Origin of the sequence: Bacillus sp. FSL K6-2431 (assembly GCF_038005165.1) — a bacterium.
Classification (GTDB): domain Bacteria; phylum Bacillota; class Bacilli; order Bacillales; family Bacillaceae; genus Bacillus; species Bacillus pumilus.
The window spans coordinates 3,312,772-3,339,587 of record NZ_JBBOSQ010000001.1; the positions used below are offsets into that span (position 1 = coordinate 3,312,772).

Sequence of the window (26,816 nt, forward strand, 5' to 3'; positions counted from 1 at the left end):
TGACTCGTGCCTTGTTTTGTACAATTTTTGACTTATCATCGCTTCTTTTGGAAACGATAGTGTAAGTCGCATCTTTCTGTTATACATATCTCGATGTGCAGTGTTAGAAACACATCATTACCGTCTTTTAGGAAAGTATGGTAAAATGCATACATACTGGACCCAGAAAGGTAGCTGACTGTTAGCTACAGGCAAGTGAAGAAGAATAAGGGGTGAAAGAATGTTTAAATTCAACGAGGAAAAAGGTCAATTAAAATGCTCGTTTTGCGGAAAAACGCAAGATCAAGTGCGTAAACTGGTCGCAGGACCTGGCGTATATATATGTGATGAATGTATCGAGCTTTGCACGGAAATAGTTGAAGAAGAGCTCGGCACTGAGGAAGAAGTTGAATTCAAGGATGTTCCGAAGCCTCATGAAATTCGGGAGATTCTTGATGAATATGTCATCGGCCAAGAAAATGCGAAGAAATCCTTAGCTGTAGCGGTTTATAATCACTACAAACGGATCAATTCCAACAGCAAGATTGATGATGTTGAGCTTTCGAAAAGTAATATCTCTATGATTGGGCCAACAGGAAGCGGTAAAACATTACTTGCTCAAACGCTTGCTCGTATTTTAAATGTGCCATTTGCGATTGCAGATGCAACATCTTTAACTGAAGCAGGTTATGTTGGTGAAGACGTAGAGAATATTTTACTAAAGCTGATCCAAGCAGCCGATTATGATGTAGAAAAAGCAGAAAAAGGTATTATCTACATCGATGAAATCGATAAAGTAGCAAGAAAGTCAGAAAACCCTTCTATCACTCGTGATGTATCTGGGGAAGGTGTTCAGCAAGCACTATTGAAAATTCTTGAAGGAACTGTCGCTAGTGTACCGCCTCAAGGTGGACGTAAGCATCCTCATCAAGAATTCATTCAAATCGATACAACAAATATCCTCTTTATTTGTGGTGGAGCCTTTGACGGCATTGAGCAAATCATCAAACGCCGCTTAGGTCAAAAAGTCATTGGATTCGGTGCGGAAAATAAAATCGAAGATCTTGAAAAAGAAGTTCTTTTATCAAAAGTACTCCCAGAAGACTTGCTTCGCTTCGGTTTAATCCCAGAATTCATCGGCCGCTTGCCGGTTATTGCAAGCCTAGAGCCGTTAGATGAAAAAGCACTTGTAGAGATCTTGACGAAGCCTAAAAATGCACTCGTTAAGCAGTATACAAAAATGCTTGAGCTTGATGATGTAGAGCTAGAATTTGAAGAAGATGCTCTTAGCGAAATTGCGAAAAAAGCAATTGAGCGTAAAACAGGAGCTCGTGGTCTACGTTCAATCATTGAAGGCATCATGCTTGATGTGATGTTTGACCTTCCATCACGTGATGATATTGAAAAATGTGTCATCACTGGTGCAACAGTTGCTGATGGCGTGTCGCCGCGTCTTGTGTTAAAGGACGGCACAGTCGTTAATAAAGATACGAAAACATCTGCATAAGAGTAGTCTCACTCCTGAATCCTTTTGATTCAGGAGTTTTTTATTTATCGTGGAAGTTGTGTTTATTCCGTCCAGCTCTAGGAAATACTAGCAGACAGAAACCAATACATACGATAGATGAAGGAGGGAGCACCGATTGAGCTGGACAGGAATCGTTTTATTCATACAACTGTTCTTTGGTATCGTCATCGGGCTGTACTTTTGGAACTTACTGCGAAATCAGCGCACACAAAAGGTGACGATAGACAAAGAGTCAAAGAAAGAAATGGAGGCACTCAGAAAGATGCGGTCAATCAAGCTGAGTGAACCTTTATCAGAGAGAGTCCGGCCAAAGGGGTTTCAGGATATTGTAGGGCAGGAAGACGGCATTCGTGCACTAAAAGCGGCACTATGCGGGCCGAACCCACAGCATGTCATCGTCTACGGACCACCGGGAGTCGGTAAAACAGCCGCTGCCCGTCTTGTGATGGAAGAAGCGAAGCGTCACGCTGATTCTCCTTTTAAAAAAGATGCGGTCTTTGTAGAGCTCGATGCCACAACCGCGAGATTCGATGAACGAGGCATTGCAGATCCGCTTATTGGTTCCGTGCATGACCCAATTTACCAAGGGGCTGGAGCAATGGGACAGGCAGGCATTCCGCAGCCAAAACAAGGAGCCGTCACACATGCTCATGGCGGGGTTCTGTTTATCGATGAAATTGGTGAGCTGCATCCGATCCAAATGAACAAAATGCTCAAAGTGCTGGAAGATCGGAAAGTCTTTTTAGACAGTGCCTACTACAGTGAAGAAAATACCCAAATCCCGAATCACATTCATGATATTTTCCAAAATGGACTTCCGGCCGATTTTCGATTGATTGGTGCCACGACAAGAACACCTGACGAAATTCCACCAGCGATCCGGTCAAGATGTCTCGAAATTTTCTTTAAAGACCTTGACCAGCATGAACTGAAAATCGTCGCTGCCAAGGCTGTCCAAAAAATTCAAAAGGAATTAAGTGATGAAGGGCTGAACCTGTTAACCTCCTATGTGAAAAATGGACGTGAAGCCGTCAACATGGTGCAGATTGCCGCTGGCATGGCGGTCACGGAAAATCGAAAAGACATCACGATCGAAGATGTAGAATGGGTTATTCATTCGAGCCAGCTGACACCAAGATATGAACAAAAAGTACCGGAAAAGCCAAAAGTGGGGGTAGTCAATGGATTGGCTGTTTATGGACCAAACAGCGGTGCCTTGCTTGAGATTGAAGTGAACATCTGTAAGGCGCTTGAGAAAGGCAGTATCAACATTACAGGCATTGCAGAAGAAGAAAGCATTGGCAATCAATCGAAATCCATTAGACGAAAAAGTATGGCCAAAGGGTCAGTTGAAAATGTATTAACGGTACTTCGAAATTTAGGCATTCGGACAAATGAATATGACATCCATATTAATTTTCCAGGCGGTGCCCCTATTGATGGGCCGTCTGCTGGGATTGCCATGGCGACCGCAATCTTCTCAGCCATACATCAAATCCCGATTGATCATCTGACAGCCATGACGGGTGAAATCGGATTGCAAGGTCAGGTGAAGCCGATCGGTGGTGTGATACCGAAGATAAAGGCAGCGAAGCAGGCTGGTGCCACAACCGTCATTATTCCTTATGACAACCAGCAGTCGATCTTAAAAGAGATTGAAGGGGTCACCATTGTGCCTGTGAAGCACTTCCAAGAAGTGCTGGATCAGTGTTTGGTTAACCCGCCAGACGAGAAGAAAGATGGACTAGAAGAAGAAATGAAAAGAAAATCTGTTTAATCCCCATCACATATGGGGATTTTTTAGTGAAATAGATCTTTTTTTCTTTTTCAAGATAAAAAGAAAGGGTATACTACGGTAAGATCAACATTTCTCAAGTCTTTTACATTGTACAAGACTGAAACAGGTATATTATAATGATTCATACTAGTGACGGAGGTGTCAATCAACATGGCAGATGAAATCAAAAAGAATGTTCCGCTCCTTCCATTGCGAGGTTTGCTTGTTTATCCAACAATGGTCTTGCATTTGGACGTTGGACGCGAAAAGTCTGTTCAAGCATTAGAACAGGCGATGATGAACGATCATATGATTTTTCTAGCTACACAGCGGGAAATTTCAATAGATGAACCAGGTGAAGAGGAAATTTTCAAAGTCGGCACCTACACAAAAATTAAACAAATGCTGAAGCTGCCAAATGGAACGATTCGTGTACTCGTTGAAGGCCTAAATCGAGCGCAGATCGAATCATATGTCGAGCTGGAGGACTATACGTCCGTCGACATTAAAGAATTGACAGAAGAAGAATTAAAGGACGCAGAAGCAGAAGCCCTCATGCGTACATTGTTAGATCACTTTGATCAATACATAAAAATTTCAAAAAAAATCTCAGCTGAAACATATGCAACAGTGACGGACATTGAAGAACCGGGGAGAATGGCAGATATCGTTGCTTCTCACCTGCCGCTTAAATTAAAGGACAAACAAGAAGTACTGGAAACAGTAGATGTCAAAAAACGGCTGAACCGGGTCATCAGCTTAATTCACAATGAAAAAGAAGTGCTCGAGATTGAAAAGAAAATCGGGCAGCGCGTGAAACGTTCAATGGAACGGACGCAAAAAGAATATTATTTACGTGAACAAATGAAAGCCATTCAAAAGGAGCTTGGAGACAAAGAAGGGAAAACGGGCGAAGTCAGTTCTTTAATGTCTAAAATCGAAGAGTCGAGCATGCCGGATTCTGTTCGTGAAACGGCGCTAAAAGAATTGAATCGTTATGAAAAAATTCCTTCAAGCTCTGCTGAGAGCTCTGTGATTCGAAATTATATTGATTGGCTGATCGGCCTCCCGTGGGGCATCTATACAGAAGATCGTCTCGATTTAAAGCTTGCAAGTGAAATTTTAGATGATGAGCATCACGGGCTGGAAAAGGTCAAAGAACGGGTGCTTGAATATCTTGCTGTACAGAAGCTGACCAATTCATTAAAAGGACCGATTCTTTGCTTAGCAGGACCTCCTGGCGTAGGGAAAACGTCACTTGCCAAATCGATTGCCAAATCACTTGACCGAAAGTTTATCCGTATCTCCCTTGGCGGTGTGCGTGATGAGTCTGAGATTCGTGGACATAGAAGAACGTATGTAGGTGCGATGCCAGGCCGTATCATTCGCGGAATGAGCAAGGCAGGAACGATGAATCCGGTCTTCCTTTTAGATGAAATTGATAAAATGTCCTCTGATTTTAGAGGCGATCCATCTTCTGCGATGCTCGAAGTCTTAGATCCAGAGCAAAATCATAACTTCAGCGATCACTATATTGAAGAAACATTTGATTTGTCTCAGGTGCTATTTATTGCCACTGCCAACAATTTAGCAACCATTCCAGGTCCACTTCGTGATAGAATGGAGATTATCACGATTGCAGGGTATACAGAGGTTGAAAAAGCAGAAATTGTGAAAGATCACCTTCTGCCGAAGCAGCTAAAGGAGCACGGATTAAAGAAAGGGAACTTGCAGCTCCGTGAAGCAGCGATTTATGATACGATTCGCTATTACACAAGAGAAGCGGGTGTTCGTGGATTAGAGCGTCAGCTTGCGGCGATATGCCGTAAAGCAGCAAGAGCGATTGTGGCTGAAGACCGCAAACGCATCACAGTGACGGAAAAGAACTTATCTGAATTTCTCGGAAAAAGACTTTACCGTTATGGTCAGGCTGAAACGACAGACCAAGTGGGGGTTGTCACAGGACTTGCGTATACCACTGTTGGCGGAGACACCTTGTCGATTGAGGTATCACTTTCTCCGGGTAAAGGCAAGCTGTTGTTAACAGGTAAGCTTGGTGATGTCATGAGAGAATCTGCACAGGCGGCATTCAGTTATATTCGTTCGAAAGCAGATGAACTGAACATTGATCCTAATTTTAATGAAAAGCATGATATTCATATCCATGTTCCAGAGGGTGCGGTTCCAAAGGACGGGCCATCAGCTGGTATCACCATTGCGACGGCTCTTGTATCAGCCCTCACAGGACGACCTGTGTCAAAAGAGGTTGGTATGACAGGAGAGATCACGTTAAGAGGAAGAGTGCTTCCAATTGGCGGACTAAAAGAAAAAGCATTAGGCGCACATCGTGCAGGACTGAAAACCATTATTCTTCCAAAGGACAATGAGAAGGATATTGATGATATTCCTGAAAGTGTGAGAGAAGGACTAACCTTTATTCCGGTCTCGCATTTAGATGAGGTGCTTGAGAAAGCGTTGGTAGGAGAGGGAAGATGAAAGTAACAAAATCAGATATCGTCATTAGTGCGGTAAAACCAGAGCAGTACCCAAGCGGGGGACTGCCTGAAATCGCTCTTGCTGGACGATCAAATGTTGGGAAGTCCTCGTTCATCAACTCATTGATTAATCGTAAAAATTTAGCACGTACGTCTTCTAAACCAGGTAAGACTCAAACGCTTAATTTCTACATTATTAATGATATGCTCCATTTTGTGGACGTTCCAGGTTACGGCTTTGCTAAAGTATCAAAGACAGAGCGTGAAGCCTGGGGTAGAATGATCGAAACGTATATTACAATGCGTGAAGAATTAAAAGCAGTTGTCCAAATTGTGGACCTGCGTCATAAGCCATCAGTAGATGATGTGAACATGTATGAATTCCTGAAATATTACGGCGTTCCTGTGATCGTCATCGCAACAAAGGCGGACAAAATTCCAAAAGGCAAATGGGAAAAACATGCGAAAGTTGTTAAACAGACACTCGACATTGCCCTATCAGATGAACTAGTCCTATTCTCTTCTGAAACAAAAAAGGGAAAAGACGAAGCCTGGAATGCCATCCTTGCGAAGATTAATAACTAAAAAAAGGCATCTGTCATGAGCAGATGCCTTTTTATTGTATAAGTTATTTCCTTTTTAAAAATAATAAGAGGAGACTGACAGCAATCAGTACATAAGGCCAGTACAATTCAAAACCGGAAGTAGGGATCGAAAGGGAACTTAGCTGCTTTGTAATTTGCTGAAAGAAATAAAGGAACAGACCGAGTGCAATGAGAACAACACTTTCAATACGATATTCTTTTTTCTGAGATGATTTCACAAAAAGAGCAAGTCCAACGATGAATACGATCATCGTAAATGTGTCTGGCCAGTAGTCCAATTTTGGCTGAAGAATAAAGTGTAGCGAAAGGCCCGTCATCAGCATACCGATAAACACATGAGCGCTTTCTTGCTCCTTCTTTCCTTGATATAAGAAAGCAAGGCCAAAAAGCAGTACGAGTGTATACCATTTCTCTTGATCCTTCCAAATGTCAAATTGACCTCCTGAGAGAATGGCATATAGCGCTACAGCCAGCAAAGTGAGCGGTAGCAAAATGGATTTCTTCTTCAAAGATGTCACCTTCTTTTAAGCAGATCATTTGTCCGCACGCGCCAAATCTGGTAAATTGCTTGAAGTGATGATATGGCATAATGGGTGTCGAACATTTTTCTACTATATCACAACATTTTTGAAATCTGTTCACAATTTTCATCCAGTTAAAAATGAATATATGTTATAATCACTATAAATAATAAATTCTATATTGTAATTATTATAAATTAGACAGGGCGTTGGGGGTGCAAGCTGAAGTTATGCATATTCTTGTTGTGGGTTTAGATTATAAAACAGCCCCTGTTGAGATACGGGAACAGCTGAGCTTTGAACCGAGCGAGCTCGGAACAGCGATGTCCAAGCTTAAAGAAGAAAAAAGCATTCTAGAGAATATCGTCATCTCAACATGTAATCGAACAGAGATCTACGCAGTGGTAGATCAGCTTCATACTGGACGGTTTTATATAAAAAGATTTTTAGCTGATTGGTTCGGTTTAGAAAAGGAAGATGTCTCGCCGTATTTGAAGTTCTATGAAAATGATGGAGCGGTCGAGCATTTATTCCGTGTGGCCTGTGGACTTGATTCCATGGTGATTGGCGAAACACAAATACTTGGTCAAGTGCGCTCTAGCTTTAAAGTAGCTCAAGAGGAGAAGACCATTGGTACCGTTTTCAATTATTTATTCAAACAGGCGGTCACCGTTGCAAAACGCTCTCATGCGGAAACAGACATTGCGTCTAATGCCGTGTCTGTCAGCTATGCAGCTGTCGAGCTTGCGAAAAAAATCTTTGGACGTCTTTCTGATAAACATGTCCTGATTCTTGGTGCGGGTAAAATGGGCGAACTAGCGGCTCAAAACCTTCAAGGTCAAGGGATTGGTCAAGTAACGGTTATCAATCGAACGTATGAGAAAGCAAAAGAATTGGCGGGCCGTTTTTCAGGAGAGCCTAAAAGCTTAAACCAATTGGAAAAAACATTATCCGAAGCAGACATTTTAATTAGTTCCACTGGTGCGAAACAATTTGTCATTACAAAAGAAATGGTCGAAAGTGCGAATAAAAAGCGGAAGGGCAGACCTCTATTTATGGTGGATATTGCTGTCCCTCGTGATTTAGATCCAGCCATTTCTGAAGTAGAAGGTGCTTTTTTGTATGACATTGATGATCTTGAGGGCATCGTGGCAGCTAACTTAAAAGAACGCCGTGCGGTGGCTGAGCAGGTTGAGCTCCTCATTGAAGCAGAAATTGTGGAATTTAAGCAATGGCTGAATACGCTTGGTGTGGTTCCTGTCATTTCTGCACTTAGAGAAAAGGCGCTGACGATTCAAGCGGATACGATGCAGAGTATTGAGCGAAAGCTTCCGAATCTCACACATCGTGAAATGAAGCTATTAAATAAACATACGAAAAGCATTATCAATCAAATGCTGAAAGATCCTATCTTAAAGGCAAAAGAAATTGCCGCGGAGCCGAATGCAGAGGAAAAACTTTTACTCTTCAAAGAAATCTTTGATTTACAGGTTGAAGATGAAGAGCAAAGGGCGGAGCCGATGCAGGTGGAGCAAGGGTCATTTCAGCTGTTTAAACCAAATATGGCACAAGGCCTTGCTACAGTTGCCAGTGAGTGATTAAGCGATGATGGAATCCATTGTAGCGAGACTAGGCGAAGCGACGACCTTGATCTATGCACTAAGTGTCTTGTTCTATTTCATAGATTTTCTTCAACACAACCGGAAGGCTGGAAAAATGGCTTTCTGGTTGCTTTCTATTGTCTGGCTGCTGCAAACAGTCTACATGTTCTATATTATGATGGAAACAGACCGATTCCCTGTGTTGAATGTAGCAGAGGGGTTATATTTTTATACGTGGGTGCTTGTGACACTTTCACTTGTTCTCACAAAAGTACTGCGTGTTGAATTTATCGTCTTTTTTACAAATGTCATCGGTTTTTCCTTGATGGCGATTCACACCTTTACACCATCGGATCTCCACTCAGCAGAACTAACGGGGAAGCTGACGAGTGAATTGCTAGTGATCCATATTACGATGGCGATTTTATCATACGGTGCCTTTTCACTTTCATTTGCTTTCTCTCTTCTCTATCTCTTTCAATATCGTTTGCTGAAAAAGAAAAAATGGGGAAAATGGCTTCTAAGAATTGAAGATTTATCGAAGCTTGATCATATGGCATACGTATTAAACATTATTGGCGTGCCGATGCTCTTACTTAGTTTGATTCTTGGCATCATTTGGGCATATATTTCGTATGATACGTTGTACTGGACAGATACAAAGGTGCTTGGTTCGTTTATTATGCTGTTTTTATATGGTGTTTACTTATATATCAGATTGGTGAGAAATATGCAGGGCAAAGTCGTGGCACTGTGGAATGTCGGTTCATTCCTTGTGCTGATGATCAATTATTTTCTGCTTGGTAGCTTATCAACCTTTCATTGGTTTCAATAAATAATGATGAGTCTTAAGGGCATTGTCGGGAGGAAGACGAATTGCGTACAATTAAAGTAGGTTCTAGAAGAAGTAAGCTTGCAATTACACAAACAAAATGGGTCATTCAAAAGCTGTCTGAACTAAACCCTTCTTATTCTTTTGAAATAAAAGAGATTGTGACAAAGGGTGATCAAATTTTAGATGTGACCTTATCAAAGGTTGGCGGAAAAGGACTGTTTGTCAAAGAAATTGAACAGGCGATGCTAAATCACGACATCGATATGGCCGTTCACAGTATGAAGGATATGCCGGCTGCTCTTCCTGAAGGATTAGTCATTGGCTGTATTCCTGAGCGTGAAGATGTAAGGGACGCTCTTATATCGAAGGATCATCTGCGTCTTCACGAGCTGCCGAATGGTGCTATTGTGGGAACGAGCAGCTTACGGCGCAGTGCCCAGCTTCTTCAGGAAAGACCAGATCTGAACATTAAATGGATTCGAGGAAACATTGATACACGATTGGAAAAGTTGAAAAATGAAGAATATGATGCCATTATTCTAGCGGCTGCCGGTCTGTCCAGAATGGGCTGGAGCAAAGAGGTCGTGTCTGAATTTTTATCTCCTGAGACTTGCCTGCCCGCAGTTGGCCAAGGCGCTTTGTCAATTGAGTGCCGCGGAGATGATGAAGAGCTATTGCAGCTCCTCGCTCAATTTACGAATGAATACACAAAGAAAACGGTTCTCGCTGAACGAGCCTTCCTCAAACAAATGGATGGCAGCTGTCAGGTACCGATCGCTGGCTATGCAACGATAAATGAGCGCGATGAAATTGAACTGACGGGTCTTGTGGCATCTGCTGACGGACACACGATTATTCGAGAAACTGTATCAGGCTATGACCCTGAGGCAATTGGAACAGCATGTGCGAAGCAGATGGCTGATAAGGGAGCAAAGGATTTAATCGACAAGGTGAAAAAGGATCTGTCCTCCCAATGACCATAGGCCAATCGCTTCACGGACAGACGGTGCTTGTCACTCGAAATGAACGTCAAGCGGGTGTGTTTCAGCAGAAGATCGAAGAGCTGAACGGCCATGCTGTTTTAACCTCTCTTATTCGGTTTGAGCCTACGCTCACAAATGAAAAAGCGCAGGCCTTTTTAAAGGACTTAGAAAATAGCCAATGGCTTGTTTTCACGAGTGTAAATGGGGCGTCTTTTTTTCTGAGCTACATAGAAGACCATCATTTACATAAGAGTTTATCCCATTTGAAAGTGGCTGCGGTAGGTGAGAAAACCTCTGCCTATCTTGAGCAGCACGGCTTGAAGGTGGATGTCGTACCAGAACGATTCATAGCGGAAGAGCTCGCAGATGCGCTGCTTGACCATGTGCGTCCGGGAGAGCGTGTGTTTGTAGCAAAAGGACACCTGTCTCGAGATGTCGTGAAGAAAACGCTTGTTCCACTTGGCATAGAAGTAAAGGAATGGATTTTATATGAAACGGTCAAGGATGAGGAAGGAATTGCCGCTCTCAAAACGGCAATGACGAAGCAATCATTTGATTTTATTACATTTACGAGCTCATCCACTGTCCATTCATTTATGCATGCCATGGAGGCAGGTGCAGCGAAGCTAGCTGCTTCTGACACCTGTTTTGTGACGATCGGTCCTCTGACAAAAGAGGCGCTGCTTCAATACGGGATTTCTTCTGAAACCCCAGATATTTATACGATAGACGGAATGCTTGAATTGATGTGCCGTTTATCTGAAAGGAAGTTGAACCAATGATGAAATTTAACAGACACCGCAGACTGCGGACAAGTGCAGGAATGAGAGAATTAGTCAGAGAAACCTTTTTAAGACCATCTGATTTCATTTATCCGATCTTTTTTGTAGAGGGAGAAAATGTCCGAAAAGAAGTCCCTTCAATGCCGGGTGTTTATCACATTTCAGTGGACCTTGTAAAAGAAGAAGTCCAAGAGCTTGTCGACCTAGGCATCAAATCAATTATTGTATTTGGTGTTCCAGATCATAAAGACCATGTGGGCAGTGAAGCGTATCACGATCATGGCATTGTTCAAAGAGCAACGCTTGAGATCAAAAAGCATTTCCCAGAGCTTGTGGTCATTGCAGACACTTGCTTATGCCAATATACAGATCACGGACACTGCGGAATCGTTGAAGATGGAGAAATTTTAAATGATGAATCTCTTCAGCTATTAGCGAAAACTGCTGTTAGCCAAGCGCGCGCAGGTGCAGATATCATTGCTCCTTCTAATATGATGGATGGATTTGTTATTGCCATTCGTGAGGCGCTTGATGAAGCTGGCTTTATTCATGTACCTGTCATGTCATATGCTGTGAAATATGCAAGTGCGTTTTACGGTCCGTTTCGTGACGCGGCGCATAGCACACCGCAGTTTGGAGATCGTAAAACATACCAAATGGACCCTGCAAACCGTTTAGAGGCACTAAGAGAAGCGCAATCTGACGTAGAAGAGGGAGCTGACTTCCTCATTGTGAAACCATCTCTTTCTTATTTAGACATTATGCGTGATGTGAAAAATGAATTTACACTCCCTATTGTTGCTTACAATGTGAGCGGAGAATATGCAATGGTCAAAGCCGCTGCTCAAAATGGGTGGATTTCTGAAAAAGAGCTTGTTCTTGAAATGCTGACAAGCATGAAACGTGCAGGAGCAGAACTCATCATTACGTATCATGCAAAAGATGCAGCAAAATGGCTCTCAGAATAAAGAACGGATAGACAGGAGGACGTTGAAATGGGACGTAGCTATGAAAAATCAAAGCAAGCATTTGAAGAAGCGCAGCATTTAATGCCTGGTGGTGTCAACAGCCCTGTACGTGCATTTAAATCAGTGAACACAGATCCGATTTTTATGGAACGAGGCAAAGGCGCCAAAATCTATGATATTGATGGAAATGAATACATCGATTATGTCTTATCGTGGGGACCGCTTATTTTAGGTCATACGAATGACCGTGTGGTTGAAAGCATTCAGCGAGTGGCAGAAAAGGGGACAAGCTTTGGTGCTTCGACATTAGTTGAAAATGAATTAGCTAAGCTTGTATCAGAGCGGGTTCCTTCTATCGAAGTCATTCGTATGGTCAGCTCTGGTACAGAGGCAACCATGAGTGCACTTCGTCTGGCTCGAGGCTTTACAGGCAGAAATAAAATTGTGAAATTTGAAGGCTGCTATCATGGCCACGGTGATTCTTTGCTCATTAAAGCAGGTTCAGGTGTCGCAACGCTAGGGCTTCCAGATAGCCCAGGGGTACCTGAAGGAACTGCAAGCAACACGATCACAGTGCCCTACAATGATTTAGAAAGCATTCAAGTTGCCTTTCAGGAATTTGGAGACGATATTGCAGGTGTCATTGTCGAGCCGGTTGCAGGAAATATGGGGGTTGTCCCTCCGCAAGACGGTTTCTTACAAGGGCTGAGAGACATCACAGAGCAATACGGAGCTTTACTCATTTTTGATGAGGTCATGACCGGCTTCCGTGTGGATTATCACTGCGCGCAAGGCTACTTTGGCATCACACCTGATCTGACGTGTCTTGGTAAAGTGATCGGAGGCGGTCTTCCGGTCGGCGCTTATGGCGGAAGAGCGGATATTATGAGACAAATTGCGCCAAGCGGTCCAATTTATCAAGCAGGAACGTTATCTGGTAACCCACTTGCGATGACAGCAGGCTTAGAAACCTTAAAACAGCTGACACCTGAGTCTTATGAAGAGTTTAGACGAAAAGGAGACCGGCTGGAAGAAGGCATTTCAAATGCGGCGAAAGCACATGGAATTCCATTAACGTTTAACCGTGCGGGTTCGATGATTGGATTCTTCTTTACAAATGAAGAAGTGGTCAATTATGACAAAGCCAAAACAGCTGATCTCGCTTTATTTGCTGAATTTTACAAGGAAATGGCCGACCACGGCATCTTCCTTCCCCCTTCTCAATTCGAAGGACTATTCCTGTCAACAGCTCACACAGATGAAGACATCGAATATACGATTGAGACAGTGGAAAAAGTATTTCAAAAACTACGTCGATAAACGAAAGCCGATATGGAAACATATCGGCTTTTGATCATGACACAAGGCTTGCTTTCAGCCTTGTGTTCTTCCTTTCAGCGTGAATTGAAAACCTTTGAAGTCTAGGAAGGTCGAGCACAGGAGCGGAGCGAATTGATATTCGTGAGCACCTGCGCGCAGGACTGACAACGAATGCGAGGGTTTGTCTACACGCTGCGCCGATATGGAGACATATCGGCTTTTTTGTGTTGCTGAAAACCAATCATATTTTCATTGCCTCTCACATACATCTGTATTGACATCTAATTTTATTTTGAAGGATTAGATGAAAGGAGGACACCGACTTGTCTCAAAACAATCGATTACAGTTTTCAGTAGAAGAATCCATCTATTTCAAAAGCGGACAGGAAGTCAGTGAGCTGCTGTCTATTTCTCTCGATCCTGACATTCTCGTTCAAGAAGTGAATGATTATGTTTCGATTAGAGGTTCACTCGAGCTAACAGGAGAATACAACATAAATCAAGAGGAGCTATTGGGTGAATTGAGTTCCTATGCATCATACAGAGAAGCTGATGAGGTGAAGGTCAGAGAAGACGGGACGGCGGAGCTTCTGCATCAATTCCCAGTCGATATCACGATTCCTAAAAACAAAATCAGTCATTTAAATGATGTGTTTGTGTTTATTGATGCGTTTGATTACCAGCTGACAGAAAATCGTTTGCTCACCATTCAAGCTGATCTGGCGATTGAGGGTCTATTAGACGAGGAAATGCCTCAAGCGCCTGTAGAGGAGCCGTATGAATTTGTTCATCGTTCTGAAGAAGAATATGGCGACGTGACCTACGATTATCAGCTGCAGCCAGAAGATGAAGAGCAAGAAGAGCTACAAGGCTATGAACGTGAGATTGATGAGGATCAGGCTGTATTACAGCATGACACGCGCGCCGAAGAAGAAAAGCAGGAAGAAGAAATTGAGATAGAGCTGATGAGTAGGGAAGAAGAAACCGAAGAACTGGAAGAATCGGAGAGCCAAGAAGAAGTGGTGCTTGGTTATCGCTCCTTACCAGAAGCTCAGGTGCAAGAACCACCATTTTTTGAACCGCCTAAGCTCTTAGAAGAAGAGAAACGGGAGGATACATTCTTTGAGGTGGAAGTGAGAAAAGATCCCGAAGCAGCTGAAGAGCTGGAAGAAACGGTTCAGCCGTATCCAGTATTTGAATCACCGGCTTATCACGTGGAAGAGGAGCAAGAGGCGCAGGATGACACGTACCAGCTCGGACGGTTATATGAACGAGAAGCGCCAAAAGTATATGAGTCAGCTCAAGAAGAAGAGGAGTTTGAAGAAGATGTGAGAGAAACGTCTGGCAGTGAAAACTCTCTTTATTTAACAAAGCTGTTTGCTAAGCAGGAGGAGGAAGATTTTTCTCGCATGAAAATATGTATAGTTCAGCAAGAAGATACGGTCGATCGTATTTGTGAGCGATATCAGTTGAATGTGCAGCAGCTTCTTCGCACAAACTCATTATCGGTGGATGCGGAGCTTGAAGAAGGGCAGATTCTTTATATTCCTGAATATCAAAAAAGCAATGCCTAACAAGAGATGACCGATCGAGAAAATGTGGTGAGTGAACGTGGATGAGATCCAATCTGTCCTATACGAATACGGGCTTGAGGCGGAATACGTTGAACCTGTCAGTCCTGCTGTCGTCAAAGTATATACAAAGCAGGGCGTATTTGCCTTAAAGCGAGTAAAAGCCAACAGGCATATGCAGTTTACAGAGCAAATGCTTGAACTAGAATCAAAGGGCTATCGCTCTTTTGTGCCGATTTATCGGACGAAGAGCGGTTCTTTTTTCTCAAGTCATCGTGAAAGCCAGTACGCATACTATCTCATGCCTTGGCTGACGAATGAAAAGAGAGAAGAGCAGGACGATAAACATGAATATTTATTTCAAGAGATTGCAAGACTTCATAAGCGGACTGAAGTGATGATGGATATCACAGAGCAAGAGATCGAAGCGCACTACACACAAATCAAGACCAAATGGGAAACAGAGAAAGACATGTATGAACGATTCATAGAGCGGGCAGAGCAAACTTGGTATATGTCGCCATTTGAACTGGCTGCTGCGATGTATTTTTCAGAGGCGATGTCTGCCAGCGAATTTGCCCTCGAACGACTAGAAGACTGGCATGAAGAAATGAAAGATAAAGAAACAACACGTGTTGTGTTAAATCATGGGCAGCTGTCGATTCATCACTTTTTGTATAATGATGTGGGTACAGGACATTTCACCAATTTTGAGCGGTCAAAAAAAGCCGCCCCCATTTATGACCTTCTGACCTTTTACTATCGGACATTCAAAACCTATCCCACGTCTTGTCCTGAATGCACTTCCTTGTTTTATACGTACCAAAAAGGAAATCCTCTTCGGGAGGAAGAGCTTCATTTGTTTCTTAGTTACCTTGCTTATCCACAAGGTCTGTTTGATACAGTTAAAACCTATGAAGCAGGCGGGCAGGATGAGATGGAAAGCTGTCAACAGCTGTTAAGAGCGTATTGGCAGATGAAAAATTCAGAGCCGACCGTCATGAAGATTCACGAGATTGAGCAGGCTAGACGGCTTGAAGAAGAACAAAGTGCCTCGTCATCAGCGGAATGACGAGGTTATTTTGTGTGTACATAAGCGCGAGTCTCTAAAACCAATCAAGGTGAAAGGCGCAGGCGAGAAAAATGAGAATACCTAGGATGAGGACGTCAAATGTTGTGGGGAAAATGATCGTACGAAACCCTTGAAATATCGCAATCGGGAGAACGACTTGGGAGGCCACTGCCCGAATTTGTCTCAGCCAGGGGGGAAGTGTGTAAGGATTGATCTTTTTCAAAGCAAACGCCCTCCTTCTTCATTTTGTTATTATCATATGGGCAAAGAGGAAAAGGGTGCTTGCCCAATTTGTATAAAGAAGAAGAAAAGCGGAAAAGATGATTGACGAAAACAAAAGGCATTTAGTAATATAAATAAAAGATGAGTATGTGCTGATGAACGTGATATATCGTAAGCGTGGATCAGGAAGAGTACAAGCAAGACCCTAAAGAGAGGGAGACCATGAGCTGAAAGGTTTCCTAGGATGCACTTGTTTGGAAGGTCGCCTGTGAGCTTAATTTCTTGAATGAACAAGTAGAGAAATTCGGGAGAACCCCGTTATCCTTTAGAGTGTATGGGACACGTCTATGTGTTCCATGAAAAAAGGTGGTACCGCGAAAAAGCTTTTTCGTCCTTTTATAAGGATGAAAAGGCTTTTTTATGTTTCATCAGCCGAAAAAATGTGGAGGTTACATAAATGGAAACAAATAATCAAGAAATGCCAACAAAGTACGACCCAAATGCGATTGAAAAAGACCGCTATACGTACTGGCTTGAAGGAAAATTCTTTGAAGCACAAAATGACAAAACGAAAGATCCATATACAGTCGTCATTCCTCCACCAAACGTGACAGGAAAACTGCACCTTGGGCATGCGTGGGATTCTACCCTTCAAGACATCGTGACACGTATGAAGCGGATGCAGGGCTATGACGTTCTATGGCTTCCAGGAATGGATCATGCCGGTATTGCGACCCAAGCAAAGGTTGAGGCAAAGCTTCGCGAAGAAGGCGTAAGCCGTTATGACCTTGGCCGGGAGAAATTTGTGGAAGAAACGTGGAAATGGAAAGAAGAATATGCGGACTTTATTCGCAGTCAGTGGGCGAAAATGGGACTTGGTCTTGATTACTCACGTGAACGTTTTACATTAGATGAAGGTCTGAATAAAGCGGTACGCCAAGTGTTTGTTCAATTGTATGAAAAAGGGCTGATCTATCGCGGAGAGTACATCATTAACTGGGATCCAGCGACGAAAACGGCACTTTCTGATATTGAAGTCATTTATAAAGATGTTCAAGGCGCGTTTTATCACTTAAGATACCCACTTTCAGATGGCACGGGTTCAATTGAAATTGCGACGACAAGACCTGAAACAATGCTCGGAGATACAGCCGTTGCCGTGCATCCTGATGACGAACGTTATCAGCATTTAATTGGAAAAACAGTGGTCTTGCCAATTACAGGACGCGAGATTCCAATCGTTGCTGATGATTATGTCGATATGGAGTTTGGTTCAGGAGCTGTGAAAATTACACCTGCTCATGACCCGAATGACTTTGAGCTTGGAAACCGCCATAACTTAGAGCGTATCCTTGTCATGAATGAAGATGGCACAATGAATGCAAATGCACTGCAATACAAAGGAATGGACCGCTTTGAATGCCGTAAACAGCTTGTAAAAGACTTGCAAGAAGAGGGTATTTTGTTCAAAATTGAGGACCATATGCATTCAGTTGGTCATAGTGAGAGAAGCGGAGCTGTCGTTGAACCTTATTTATCTACTCAATGGTTTGTAAAAATGCAGCCGTTGGCAGACGAAGCCATTAACCTTCAAAATGGGGACGACCAAGTTCAATTTGTTCCAGACCGCTTTGAAAAGACGTATTTACACTGGATGGAAAATATCCGTGACTGGTGTATTTCTCGTCAGCTATGGTGGGGACACCGCATTCCAGCTTGGTATCATAAAGAAACGAAAGAAGTATATGTTGGACTGGAAGCACCAGAAGATATAGAAAACTGGGAACAGGATAACGATGTGCTTGATACATGGTTTAGTTCAGCGCTTTGGCCTTTCTCGACAATGGGCTGGCCGGATGCAGATAGTGAAGACTTCAAGCGCTACTATCCAACAAACCTGCTTGTTACAGGCTATGACATCATTTTCTTCTGGGTCTCTCGCATGATCTTCCAAGGTCTTGAATTCACAGGAGAAAAACCGTTTAAAGACGTTCTGATTCATGGGCTGATCCGTGACGAGCAAGGACGTAAAATGAGTAAGTCGCTAGGTAACGGAATTGATCCAATGGAGGTCATCGACAAGTACGGTGCAGATTCATTAAGATATTTCTTAGCAACTGGAAGCTCACCAGGTCAGGATCTTCGCTTTAGCTTTGAAAAGGTTGAATCCACTTGGAACTTTGCGAACAAAATTTGGAACGCATCACGTTTTGCTTTAATGAACATGGATGGCTTAACGTATGATGAGCTTGATTTAACAGGAGAAAAATCAGTTGCTGACCAATGGATTTTAACCCGCTTAAATGAAACGATTGAAAGTGTCACACAGCTAGCTGACAAGTATGAATTCGGTGAAGTGGGCAGACATTTATACAACTTCATTTGGGATGATTTCTGTGATTGGTACATTGAGATGGCGAAGCTTCCGCTTTATGGAGAAGATGAAGCAGCGAAGAAAACGACTCGTTCGATCCTTGCGTACGTATTAGATCAGACGATGAGACTTCTTCATCCGTTCATGCCATTCTTAACAGAAGAAATCTGGCAGCATCTTCCGCACGAAGGTGAATCGATTACTGTAGCGGCTTGGCCTGAGGTGAAGCCAGAGCTTTCAAACGAACAAGCGTCTGCTGATATGAAGCTGCTTGTGGAACTCATCCGTTCTGTTCGTAACATCCGCAGTGAAGTGAATACGCCAATGAGCAAACAGGTGGAGCTTTACATTAAAGCTTCTACATCTGATGTGCAGGAACGCTTAGAGAAAAACCGTTCATATATTGAGCGTTTTACGAACCCAAGTGTACTTGAAATTGGCACAGATGTCCCAGCTAGTGATAAAGCGATGACGGCTGTTATTTCTGGAGCAGAGCTCATTCTGCCGCTTGAAGGCTTAATCAACTTAGATGAGGAAATCGCTCGTCTGCAAAAAGAGCTTGATAAGTTGACAAAAGAAGTAGAGCGCGTCCAGAAAAAGCTTGGCAACGAAGGCTTTATGAAAAAAGCGCCTGAAAGTGTCGTAGAAGAAGAGCGTGCGAAAGAACGTGACTATGTCGCAAAACGCGAAGCTGTTCAAAAGCGTATTGAAGAGCTGAAAGCATAAGGTTGAAAAGACGGCTCCTAACAAAATGGAGTCGTCTTTTTTGAAAATTTCGGATGAAATGAGAGATGACATTGTTTACAACCTATCATGAAGCCATTGAGTGGATTCACAGTAGACTGGCCTTTGGTGTAAAACCGGGTCTTGAAAGAATGAAGTGGCTGATGAACAAACTAAGCCATCCGGAACAACGCATAAAAGCGGTACATGTTGCAGGTACAAATGGAAAAGGTTCAACGATTGCGTTTACTCGTTCCGTTTTACAGGCAGCAGGCTATTCAGTCGGCACCTTCACCTCCCCGTTTATTTTAACGTTCAATGAACGAATCAGCGTGAACGGAGCACCTATACAGGATGAAGAATGGCTGAGTTTGGTGAATAAAATCAAGCCTTTTGTTGATGAGTTAGATCAAACAGAGCTTGGCGAAGCAACAGAGTTTGAAATCATTACCGCATGTGCATTTGCTTATTTTGCAGATGTGCAGCAAGTAGACTTTGTCCTATTAGAGACAGGGCTTGGCGGAAGACTTGATTCAACAAATGTTGCCGTACCTATCTTAACAGCGATTACATCGATTGGTCATGATCATATGGCGATTCTAGGTGATACACTTGAACAAATTGCATCTGAAAAAGCGGGCATTATCAAAGAGGGTATTCCGATGATCACCGCAGTTCATCAACCGAAAGCACTTGCGGTCATTCAAAATATCGCAAAAGAAAAGAAGGTGGAATGCATTTCATTACAGGATACTTGTACCTTCAGTCATCAGCAGCCAACAGAAACAGGAGAACGATTTACGTTAAGCACATCAAAAAGGCAGTATCCGCAGCTTGAAACAGGGTTAATCGGAACGCATCAACAGCAAAATGCTTCCCTTGCTGTTCTACTCATTGAATGGCTGGAGCAAGAAGGCTATATTAGCGTGACAGAAGAGCAGGTATATGAAGGTATTCGGCATGCAGTTTGGGCTGGAAGATTTGAAAAAGTCAAAGACCATCCACCAGTTTATTTAGACGGCGCTCATAATGAAGAAGGAATCGACCGTTTAATTGAAACGGTACAAGCTCATTTTTCTAGTAAACAAGTGCATGTCTGTTTTAGTGCTTTAAAAGATAAGCCGTACAAGCAAATGATTCAAAAACTTGAAGCCATTAGTTCCTCTATCCATTTTGTTTCATTTGATTTTCCAAGAGCTGAATCAGCGGAAAAGCTTTATGCATGCAGTCAGTTAGAGGCAAAATCGTATGACGATGACCCTCAAACAGTGCTTGAGTTCATTCAGAAAAAAAGTGATGATCCTTCAGCGGTGATCCTTGTGACAGGCTCTCTTTATTTTATTTCAGATTTACGAAATCGTATGATTGGGTAACGAAAAGACGCAAATGGCTTTGATGCCTCCTGCGTCTTTTTCTTTTTATATGTAGAAGAGGGGAAAAATCATATTTTCACTAGATGCTTTGGTGGATAGGGTCATGGTAAAATCCGGTCTATCTTATTACCGGAAGGAGCACCACATATGATTGAGATTTTTCTGTTTCTTGCAGGCGTCACGATGGGATCGTTCTTACATCTCGCTGGCGAAAGGCTGCCAGTGAAGCGGTCTATTCTCTTCCCTCGCTCTCACTGCACAGCCTGTAAACAGCCGCTATCCCTGCACGAGATGATCCCGCTCGTTTCTTATGCTGTATGGAAGGGGTCTTGTAAACATTGCGGCATTCGGCTATCTTGGCTCTATCCAACGATTGAAATGCTGTCAGGCGGTCTTTTTTTGCTCATTTATAGGATCGCTGGTTTTTCGTTTGAAAGTCTTTTCCTTGTGATTCTTTGTAGTTTATTCGTGATTGCTGTCGTGAGTGATTTTCTCTATATGAGGGTGCCGAACGAGCTGTTTCTCTTCTTTTTCCCTCTTTTCGTCATATACCGCACGTTGGAACCGCTTCTTATCTGGTGGGAAGGGGCGGCTTCTCTGATTTTTTGCATTCTTTTGTTTTCTAGTTTAGATTATTTTAAGCCGAATAGTCTGGGCGGAGCTGATATGAAGCTGTTCAGTGTGCTTGCGTTTTGCTTTGGCTTCAAGCCCTTCCTTCTCATGCTTTTTCTCTCATGTATCGCTGGAATGGTTTATGCAAAGGTCTTTTCCTTTCGAGTAAACGAGCCATTCCCTTTTGTTCCTTCGATCGCTATTTCTTTTTTGCTGTATCTCTGTGGTGCTCCTGTCTTGTTTCAATTTGGTTAGTCGAAGGGGTGAAAAAATTGGCGAACACTTTTTTGCCCTGCCGACAAAAGTCTTGTTCTTTTTTTTTACTGCTATGGTAAAGTGTGAAACAGAAAGAAGGACGGGTTAAATTCGCACTGATTCATTGGACAGAAAGGTCTTTCTTACAAACATGTCAGAAAGCGGGGAATGACAGTGAAAAAAAGGCAGGCAAAAAAACAAGGGCTAAAGGTCAATATTAATGGCAAGGAAGAAATGGTGCATGAAGATGATCATCAGCCGCCAAAACAGCAAGAGGATCAAGTGACGTTTTCGAATTGGGAGGAAAAGAGACATTCGGAACAGGAGACAGCGGCTTCTCAGGAAGATTCGGCTAAACCGAAAGAAGAGGATTTCCAGTGGGATGATGCTGCTGATCATATTTATCATTCTGATCCAAAAGTCGTCACACCTTATCAAAAGAAAAAAAGCTCCTTTGATCAGAAGTTCGGTAAAAATCGCGGTCCCTTCAAGAGAGTGATGACAACGATTGTGTTTGCGGTCGTTCTTGGGACAGGCCTTGGGGTGTTTGCGCTTAGTTTAAGTCAAGATGGTACATCAAATCCTTCAGGTGGAGATATCAGTGTCTCGGCATCTGGTTCTGAAAATCAATCATCGATGAAAGCTGGCGGGGATGCGCCGAATGCAGGTACTACAGATGAATCAAAAGAGAACAAAGATGAAAAAAGTGCCTCTGGCAGTTTATCAACCTTTGTTGTACAGGCTGGGAAATTCTCTTCTGAAAAAGGAGCAGATGACTTAGTTGGCAGTTTAAAAGATGCAGGATATGCTGGGAAAAAGGTTTCCATGGATGATGGATATTATGTCATTGCCGGTCTTGCGACAGAGCAGGGGATGACAAGCGCTGTAGGGAAGAAATTGATTGATCAGCACTTTGAGGCGTGGGGAGGAAAGGAGCTCTCATTTCAAGTGCCGGATGAGCTGACTAGTTTAATAGAAAAGGCATCTGTATTATCATCCAAAGTGATTGCAGGCGATGAAGTGGATCAAAAGGAAGTCACGCAGCTAATTTCTGAGCTTGAAAGTGCCAAAACAGAGGATGCACCGGCTAAGAGCAGTTTGCTAAAAGCTGTGCAGCTCTTAAATGACCCAACTGCTGAAAACGGCTGGAAATCTCAGCAGGCATTGCTTGATCAATTAAATACGTAAAATCATTTTTTAAGAAACGAAACTAGTCAAAAAATGACTAGTTTTTTTCTTTTGCATCCAACATAATGATGAAGGTACATGAAAAATGAATTTTCGTAAATTGTCGGTAAGATGTACATTTGCTAGGATGAATGGGTATCTTACTTCTTAGGCTAAACCCTGAAAGGATGAACAAACATGAACCAATTGATTCTCGCATCGCAATCACCTAGAAGAAAAGAATTGCTTGATCTAGCAGGGTTTTCTTATGACATTCAAGCAAGTCATTTAAAAGAAGAAATAAATCGAAACCTTTCCCCTGCTGAGAACGTCCAATGGTTGGCAGAACAAAAAGCAAATGATATTCAAAGATTAAATCCCAAAGCTGTGGTCATTGGTGCAGATACAATTGTTGCAATTGACGGCAAATGTCTTGGGAAACCAAAAGATAAGAAAGAAGCGGCTTTTATGCTTCAATTATTATCAGGAAAGACACATCAAGTCTTGACGGGTGTCACGGTTCAGTCAGAGAATAGAAAAGAAACATTTTATGAACAGACAGAAGTGACATTTTGGACGCTTACTCAAAATGAAATAGACCGCTATATCGATACGGGCGAACCCCTTGATAAAGCGGGAAGCTATGGCATTCAAGGGAAAGGCGCACTGTTTGTTCAAAAAATAGATGGTGATTATTTTTCCGTTGTCGGTCTACCTATTGCGAAAACAGTCAGAGTGCTTGAAACCTTTGGAATCACCCCTTTTTGAAGACAGGAAGGAATTCTAAAAGGAGTGGTCATCCTGAACGATTTCCCTATGCTGCTAAAGCATCTCCCTCATGATGAAAAACCGAGAGAACGATTTATCAAATACGGGCCCAGCAGTTTGTCAAATCATGAACTTGTTGCGATCCTTCTAAGAACAGGCACGAAAAAAGAATCAGTTCTCCAAATTTCCGCAAGACTTCTGCAAACATTTGGCGGTCTTCGCTCTGTAAAAGAAGCCTCAATTGAAGAAATGTCGAAGATTAGAGGAGTTGGAAAGGCGAAGGCGATTTCTCTTTTAGCTGCTTTAGAACTCGGCACTAGATTACACCATCAAACGACGGATAACCGCTATGTGATCCGCACACCAGAAGACGGAGCGAACTTTGTGATGGAAGATATGAGATTTTTGACACAGGAAAATTTCGTTTGTCTTTATCTCAATACAAAAAATCAAGTTCTTCATAAACATACCGTGTTTATTGGAAGCCTGAATTCATCGATCGTTCACCCGCGTGAAATTTTCAAAGAAGCCTTTAAACGATCGGCCGCTTCATTTATATGTGTGCATAACCATCCATCTGGAGATCCGACGCCCAGCAGGGAAGATATTGAAGTTACACAGCGACTTTTTGAATGTGGAAAGCTGATTGGAATACAGCTGCTTGATCATCTGGTCATAGGTGATCAAAAATTTGTGAGTTTGAAGGAAAAAGGGTATTTGTAACACTTTTTTTTTCAATGTTTTACGATATAATAGAGTTTATGAGTTTTTCCCTAAAGGGAATTTTGGTTTAAGAAAGGAAGATACATACATATGTTTGGAATTGGTACAAAAGACCTTGGAATAGATCTTGGAACAGCGAACACGCTTGTTTTTATTAAAGGAAAAGGCATTGTTGTAAGAGAACCTTCGGTCGTAGCTTTGGAAACTGATACGAAGTCTATAGTGGCGGTTGGAAATGACGCGAGAAACATGATTGGCCGTACACCTGGTAATATTGTGGCACTTCGCCCAATGAAAGACGGAGTCATTGCAGATTACGAGACGACAGCAACAATGATGAAATATTACATTAATCAAGCATTAAAAGGCAAAGGGCTTTTTGCTCGTAAACCTTACGTGATGGTATGTGTACCATCTGGTATTACAGCTGTAGAAGAGCGTGCAGTTATTGATGCAACAAGACAAGCTGGTGCACGTGACGCATACCCGATTGAAGAGCCATTTGCTGCGGCGATCGGTGCTAACCTGCCTGTATGGGAGCCAACAGGAAGTATGGTTGTTGACATTGGCGGCGGTACAACAGAGGTAGCCATTATTTCTCTTGGCGGTATTGTGACATCACAATCAATCCGCGTGGCAGGAGATGAAATGGATGATGCGATCAGCAGCTACATCCGTAAAACGTATAACCTGATGATCGGTGATCGTACGTCAGAAGCTATTAAAATGGAAATTGGTTCTGCGCAGCCTGATGTGCATGATGAAATGGATATTCGGGGCCGTGACCTTTTAACTGGTCTGCCAAAAACAATCTCGATTACAGCAGATGAGATTGCAAAAGCGCTTCGTGATACAGTGGAAACAATTGTTGATGCGGTGAAAATGACACTTGAAAAAACTCCGCCTGAGCTGGCAGCAGATATTATGGACCGTGGAATCGTCTTAACTGGCGGCGGTGCATTGCTTCGTAATCTTGACAAAGTTATTAGTGATGAAACGAAGATGCCAGTTATTATTGCTGAAGATCCGCTTGACTGTGTGGCGATCGGGACAGGAAAAGCACTAGAGCATATTCATTTGTTCAAAGGAAAATCAAAAGATAATCGATAATCGGGCGTAAATAAAGAGGTGTAAGACATGCCGCAGTTTTTTATGAATAAAAGATTAATGTTGCTCCTTGTCTGTGTCATCGTACTGGTGGCCATGATTGGTTTTTCAGTGAAAAGCGGCAGAGGTGCTTCATGGCCGGAAAAATTAGTGGGGGATACGACAGGCTTTTTTCAAGGTGTATTTCATAAACCATCACAATTTATTGCCGGTATTTATGGGAATGTACAAGATTTAAAGAACACATACGATGAAAACGAACGTCTTCGAAAAAAACTTGATGGACAAACCCAATATGAGGCGAAACTACAAGAACTAGAAGATGAAAACAAAAAGCTACGCAAGCAGCTCGGTTATGTGAACTCTATTCGTGATTATACGCCAATTCTATCAACGGTTATCGCGAGAAACCCGTCCCTTTGGGATAGCTTTATCATGATTGATAAAGGGAAAAAACAAGGCGTTGACAAAGATATGGCGGTCACAAATGAGAGTGGTGCGTTAATTGGGAAAATTGAAAGTGATAAGCTCAACAATTTTACTTCGACTGTAAGGTTGCTAAGCTCTACTGACCAAAATAATAGAATTTCAACGAAAATTTTTGCGAAAAAGGGCAAAGAAGAACTCAACGGAATTATTAACGGCTATGACAGTAAGAAAAAAATGCTGACAATGAATATTCTGAAATCTGATGCAGATGGAGATGTCAAAAAAGGAGATCTTGTTGAAACATCTGGAGCAGGGGGCGTATTCCCTCAAGGCTTGACGATTGGTAAGGTGAGTGAAATCGAGCCAGATCATTACGGCCTGACAAAAATCATTTATGTAGAACCAGCGGCTGAACTTAACAATTTAGACCGTGTGATTGTGGTGAATCGCAGCTCAAGTACGGCAGATGCATCTGAATTGACGAAGGAGGAAGGCTCGTGAGACGTGTCCTTCTTGCTTTCGTCATGTTGTTTATCTTCGTATTTGACAGTATTTTTGTCGATCTAGTGAAGCTCCCATTTGTTTCAGACAATCAAATTTTAGCTCCTCATTTCATCTTACTCGCACTTGTATTTATGACGGCGTTTGTGAATCAAAAATATGGTGTGATTTTCGGTTTTATCTTTGGACTTTTATATGATATTTCGTATACAGGCATACTTGGTGTTCATATGTTTGGCTTTGGAGCGCTCTGCTATTTGCTAGCGAAAGCCTTTAAAGTTTTGCAAACGAATATGTTAGTGGTCGTCTTTCTGTCGATTATTGCTGTTTCCGTGATGGAGTTTTATGTGTACGGCGTTCAAGCGACAATTCAACCAGGGATTATGCCGTTTAATACGTATGTCATCGAACGCTTTATTCCAACGATTCTTTTAAATACTGCTGCGTCTCTCATACTTGTTGTGCCGCTTAGGCTCTTTTTCATCAACATGAAACAAGGACTGATCGACGAATAAAAGCAGGAGT

General features: G+C 42.5%; 23 protein-coding genes and 1 other annotated feature. Of the genes, 21 read left to right on the plus strand and 2 right to left on the minus strand.

The annotated features are described in order from the left end of the window. The first annotated feature begins 220 nt into the window (after positions 1 to 220). The 4 genes from clpX to yihA all read left to right on the plus strand — a co-directional run bounded on the left by clpX (position 221) and on the right by yihA (position 6,364). Entirely contained in the window at positions 221 to 1,486 is a 1,266-nt protein-coding gene (clpX, locus tag MHH40_RS16715; protein WP_003216176.1) for an ATP-dependent protease ATP-binding subunit ClpX, read from the plus strand. Positions 1,487 to 1,622: 136 nt separating this feature from the next. Next, positions 1,623 to 3,284, plus strand: a complete 1,662-nt coding sequence (gene lonB, locus MHH40_RS16720; RefSeq protein WP_003216675.1) for an ATP-dependent protease LonB — start codon at positions 1,623 to 1,625, stop codon at positions 3,282 to 3,284. A 171-nt stretch (positions 3,285 to 3,455) separates the two neighbouring features. Then, complete coding sequence (gene lon, locus MHH40_RS16725; RefSeq protein ID WP_003216539.1) at positions 3,456 to 5,780, plus strand: endopeptidase La; 2,325 nt, start codon at positions 3,456 to 3,458, stop codon at positions 5,778 to 5,780. Then, positions 5,777 to 6,364 (plus strand): ribosome biogenesis GTP-binding protein YihA/YsxC, encoded by a 588-nt coding sequence (gene yihA / locus MHH40_RS16730; protein ID WP_050943639.1) that lies wholly within the window; start codon positions 5,777 to 5,779, stop codon positions 6,362 to 6,364. Before lon ends, yihA begins: the two co-directional genes overlap by 4 nt. 43 nt (positions 6,365 to 6,407) lie before the next feature. Here yihA and MHH40_RS16735 read toward each other — a convergent pair whose 3' ends face one another. Continuing rightward, positions 6,408 to 6,893: a hypothetical protein gene (locus MHH40_RS16735; RefSeq protein WP_044139987.1), complete on the minus strand. Its 486-nt coding sequence runs from the start codon at positions 6,891 to 6,893 to the stop codon at positions 6,408 to 6,410. Between the two features lie 242 nt (positions 6,894 to 7,135). Between MHH40_RS16735 and hemA the strand changes: the two genes are divergently transcribed. From hemA to ysxE, 8 genes are all read left to right on the plus strand, one after another. Further along, complete coding sequence (hemA, locus tag MHH40_RS16740; RefSeq protein ID WP_050943640.1) at positions 7,136 to 8,503, plus strand: glutamyl-tRNA reductase; 1,368 nt, start codon at positions 7,136 to 7,138, stop codon at positions 8,501 to 8,503. Between the two features lie 7 nt (positions 8,504 to 8,510). Next, complete coding sequence (locus MHH40_RS16745) at positions 8,511 to 9,341, plus strand: cytochrome c biogenesis protein (RefSeq protein WP_050943641.1); 831 nt, start codon at positions 8,511 to 8,513, stop codon at positions 9,339 to 9,341. 41 nt (positions 9,342 to 9,382) lie between these two features. Next, on the plus strand, positions 9,383 to 10,318 hold the full coding sequence (hemC, locus tag MHH40_RS16750) for a hydroxymethylbilane synthase (protein ID WP_050943642.1): 936 nt from the start codon (positions 9,383 to 9,385) through the stop codon (positions 10,316 to 10,318). Beyond that, on the plus strand, positions 10,315 to 11,106 hold the full coding sequence (locus MHH40_RS16755) for a uroporphyrinogen-III synthase (RefSeq protein ID WP_050943643.1): 792 nt from the start codon (positions 10,315 to 10,317) through the stop codon (positions 11,104 to 11,106). Before hemC ends, MHH40_RS16755 begins: the two co-directional genes overlap by 4 nt. Further along, on the plus strand, positions 11,103 to 12,074 hold the full coding sequence (hemB, locus tag MHH40_RS16760; protein ID WP_050943644.1) for a porphobilinogen synthase: 972 nt from the start codon (positions 11,103 to 11,105) through the stop codon (positions 12,072 to 12,074). Before MHH40_RS16755 ends, hemB begins: the two co-directional genes overlap by 4 nt. A 27-nt stretch (positions 12,075 to 12,101) precedes the next feature. Beyond that, entirely contained in the window at positions 12,102 to 13,394 is a 1,293-nt protein-coding gene (gene hemL / locus MHH40_RS16765) for a glutamate-1-semialdehyde 2,1-aminomutase (protein WP_003216796.1), read from the plus strand. A 323-nt stretch (positions 13,395 to 13,717) separates the two neighbouring features. Next, positions 13,718 to 14,968 (plus strand): LysM peptidoglycan-binding domain-containing protein, encoded by a 1,251-nt coding sequence (locus MHH40_RS16770; RefSeq protein ID WP_050943645.1) that lies wholly within the window; start codon positions 13,718 to 13,720, stop codon positions 14,966 to 14,968. Positions 14,969 to 15,005: 37 nt separating this feature from the next. Next, complete coding sequence (gene ysxE / locus MHH40_RS16775; protein WP_050943646.1) at positions 15,006 to 16,037, plus strand: spore coat protein YsxE; 1,032 nt, start codon at positions 15,006 to 15,008, stop codon at positions 16,035 to 16,037. Positions 16,038 to 16,071: 34 nt separating this feature from the next. Here the strand turns inward: ysxE and MHH40_RS16780 are convergent, their stop codons facing one another. Beyond that, positions 16,072 to 16,260: a hypothetical protein gene (locus tag MHH40_RS16780; protein WP_003216497.1), complete on the minus strand. Its 189-nt coding sequence runs from the start codon at positions 16,258 to 16,260 to the stop codon at positions 16,072 to 16,074. A gap of 168 nt (positions 16,261 to 16,428) precedes the next feature. Continuing rightward, positions 16,429 to 16,658 (plus strand) — a binding site (T-box leader). Positions 16,659 to 16,716: 58 nt separating this feature from the next. Between MHH40_RS16780 and MHH40_RS16785 the strand changes: the two genes are divergently transcribed. The 9 genes from MHH40_RS16785 to mreD all read left to right on the plus strand — a co-directional run bounded on the left by MHH40_RS16785 (position 16,717) and on the right by mreD (position 26,806). After that, entirely contained in the window at positions 16,717 to 19,359 is a 2,643-nt protein-coding gene (locus MHH40_RS16785) for a valine--tRNA ligase (RefSeq protein ID WP_321999437.1), read from the plus strand. Positions 19,360 to 19,430: 71 nt separating this feature from the next. Next, positions 19,431 to 20,729: a bifunctional folylpolyglutamate synthase/dihydrofolate synthase gene (locus tag MHH40_RS16790; RefSeq protein WP_199852774.1), complete on the plus strand. Its 1,299-nt coding sequence runs from the start codon at positions 19,431 to 19,433 to the stop codon at positions 20,727 to 20,729. Between the two features lie 147 nt (positions 20,730 to 20,876). Beyond that, complete coding sequence (locus MHH40_RS16795; protein WP_050943649.1) at positions 20,877 to 21,596, plus strand: prepilin peptidase; 720 nt, start codon at positions 20,877 to 20,879, stop codon at positions 21,594 to 21,596. A 168-nt stretch (positions 21,597 to 21,764) separates the two neighbouring features. Further along, on the plus strand, positions 21,765 to 22,784 hold the full coding sequence (locus MHH40_RS16800; RefSeq protein ID WP_050943650.1) for an SPOR domain-containing protein: 1,020 nt from the start codon (positions 21,765 to 21,767) through the stop codon (positions 22,782 to 22,784). A 177-nt stretch (positions 22,785 to 22,961) separates the two neighbouring features. Beyond that, on the plus strand, positions 22,962 to 23,531 hold the full coding sequence (locus MHH40_RS16805) for a Maf family protein (RefSeq protein ID WP_003216355.1): 570 nt from the start codon (positions 22,962 to 22,964) through the stop codon (positions 23,529 to 23,531). Between the two features lie 48 nt (positions 23,532 to 23,579). Continuing rightward, a complete protein-coding gene (gene radC, locus MHH40_RS16810; protein ID WP_034620589.1) occupies positions 23,580 to 24,254 on the plus strand; it encodes a RadC family protein in 675 nt (224 codons plus the stop codon). A 90-nt stretch (positions 24,255 to 24,344) separates the two neighbouring features. Beyond that, complete coding sequence (locus MHH40_RS16815; RefSeq protein ID WP_003216532.1) at positions 24,345 to 25,364, plus strand: rod shape-determining protein; 1,020 nt, start codon at positions 24,345 to 24,347, stop codon at positions 25,362 to 25,364. Between the two features lie 27 nt (positions 25,365 to 25,391). Further along, positions 25,392 to 26,291: a rod shape-determining protein MreC gene (mreC, locus tag MHH40_RS16820; RefSeq protein WP_050943652.1), complete on the plus strand. Its 900-nt coding sequence runs from the start codon at positions 25,392 to 25,394 to the stop codon at positions 26,289 to 26,291. Then, complete coding sequence (gene mreD / locus MHH40_RS16825; protein WP_034661648.1) at positions 26,288 to 26,806, plus strand: rod shape-determining protein MreD; 519 nt, start codon at positions 26,288 to 26,290, stop codon at positions 26,804 to 26,806. Before mreC ends, mreD begins: the two co-directional genes overlap by 4 nt. Positions 26,807 to 26,816: the final 10 nt, after the last annotated feature.

Excerpts from the sequence above, each read along its gene's own strand:
- clpX (WP_003216176.1), top strand. The coding sequence starts at position 221 with ATGTTTAAATTCAACGAGGAAAAAGGTCAATTAAAATGCTCGTTTTGC.
- lon (WP_003216539.1), top strand. The coding sequence starts at position 3,456 with ATGGCAGATGAAATCAAAAAGAATGTTCCGCTCCTTCCATTGCGAGGT.
- yihA (WP_050943639.1), top strand. The coding sequence starts at position 5,777 with ATGAAAGTAACAAAATCAGATATCGTCATTAGTGCGGTAAAACCAGAG.
- hemA (WP_050943640.1), top strand. The coding sequence starts at position 7,136 with ATGCATATTCTTGTTGTGGGTTTAGATTATAAAACAGCCCCTGTTGAG.
- MHH40_RS16745 (WP_050943641.1), top strand. The coding sequence starts at position 8,511 with ATGATGGAATCCATTGTAGCGAGACTAGGCGAAGCGACGACCTTGATC.
- MHH40_RS16755 (WP_050943643.1), top strand. The coding sequence starts at position 10,315 with ATGACCATAGGCCAATCGCTTCACGGACAGACGGTGCTTGTCACTCGA.
- hemB (WP_050943644.1), top strand. The coding sequence starts at position 11,103 with ATGATGAAATTTAACAGACACCGCAGACTGCGGACAAGTGCAGGAATG.
- hemL (WP_003216796.1), top strand. The coding sequence starts at position 12,102 with ATGGGACGTAGCTATGAAAAATCAAAGCAAGCATTTGAAGAAGCGCAG.
- MHH40_RS16785 (WP_321999437.1), top strand. The coding sequence starts at position 16,717 with ATGGAAACAAATAATCAAGAAATGCCAACAAAGTACGACCCAAATGCG.
- MHH40_RS16795 (WP_050943649.1), top strand. The coding sequence starts at position 20,877 with ATGATTGAGATTTTTCTGTTTCTTGCAGGCGTCACGATGGGATCGTTC.
- MHH40_RS16800 (WP_050943650.1), top strand. The coding sequence starts at position 21,765 with ATGACAGTGAAAAAAAGGCAGGCAAAAAAACAAGGGCTAAAGGTCAAT.
- MHH40_RS16805 (WP_003216355.1), top strand. The coding sequence starts at position 22,962 with ATGAACCAATTGATTCTCGCATCGCAATCACCTAGAAGAAAAGAATTG.
- radC (WP_034620589.1), top strand. The coding sequence starts at position 23,580 with ATGCTGCTAAAGCATCTCCCTCATGATGAAAAACCGAGAGAACGATTT.
- MHH40_RS16815 (WP_003216532.1), top strand. The coding sequence starts at position 24,345 with ATGTTTGGAATTGGTACAAAAGACCTTGGAATAGATCTTGGAACAGCG.
- mreC (WP_050943652.1), top strand. The coding sequence starts at position 25,392 with ATGCCGCAGTTTTTTATGAATAAAAGATTAATGTTGCTCCTTGTCTGT.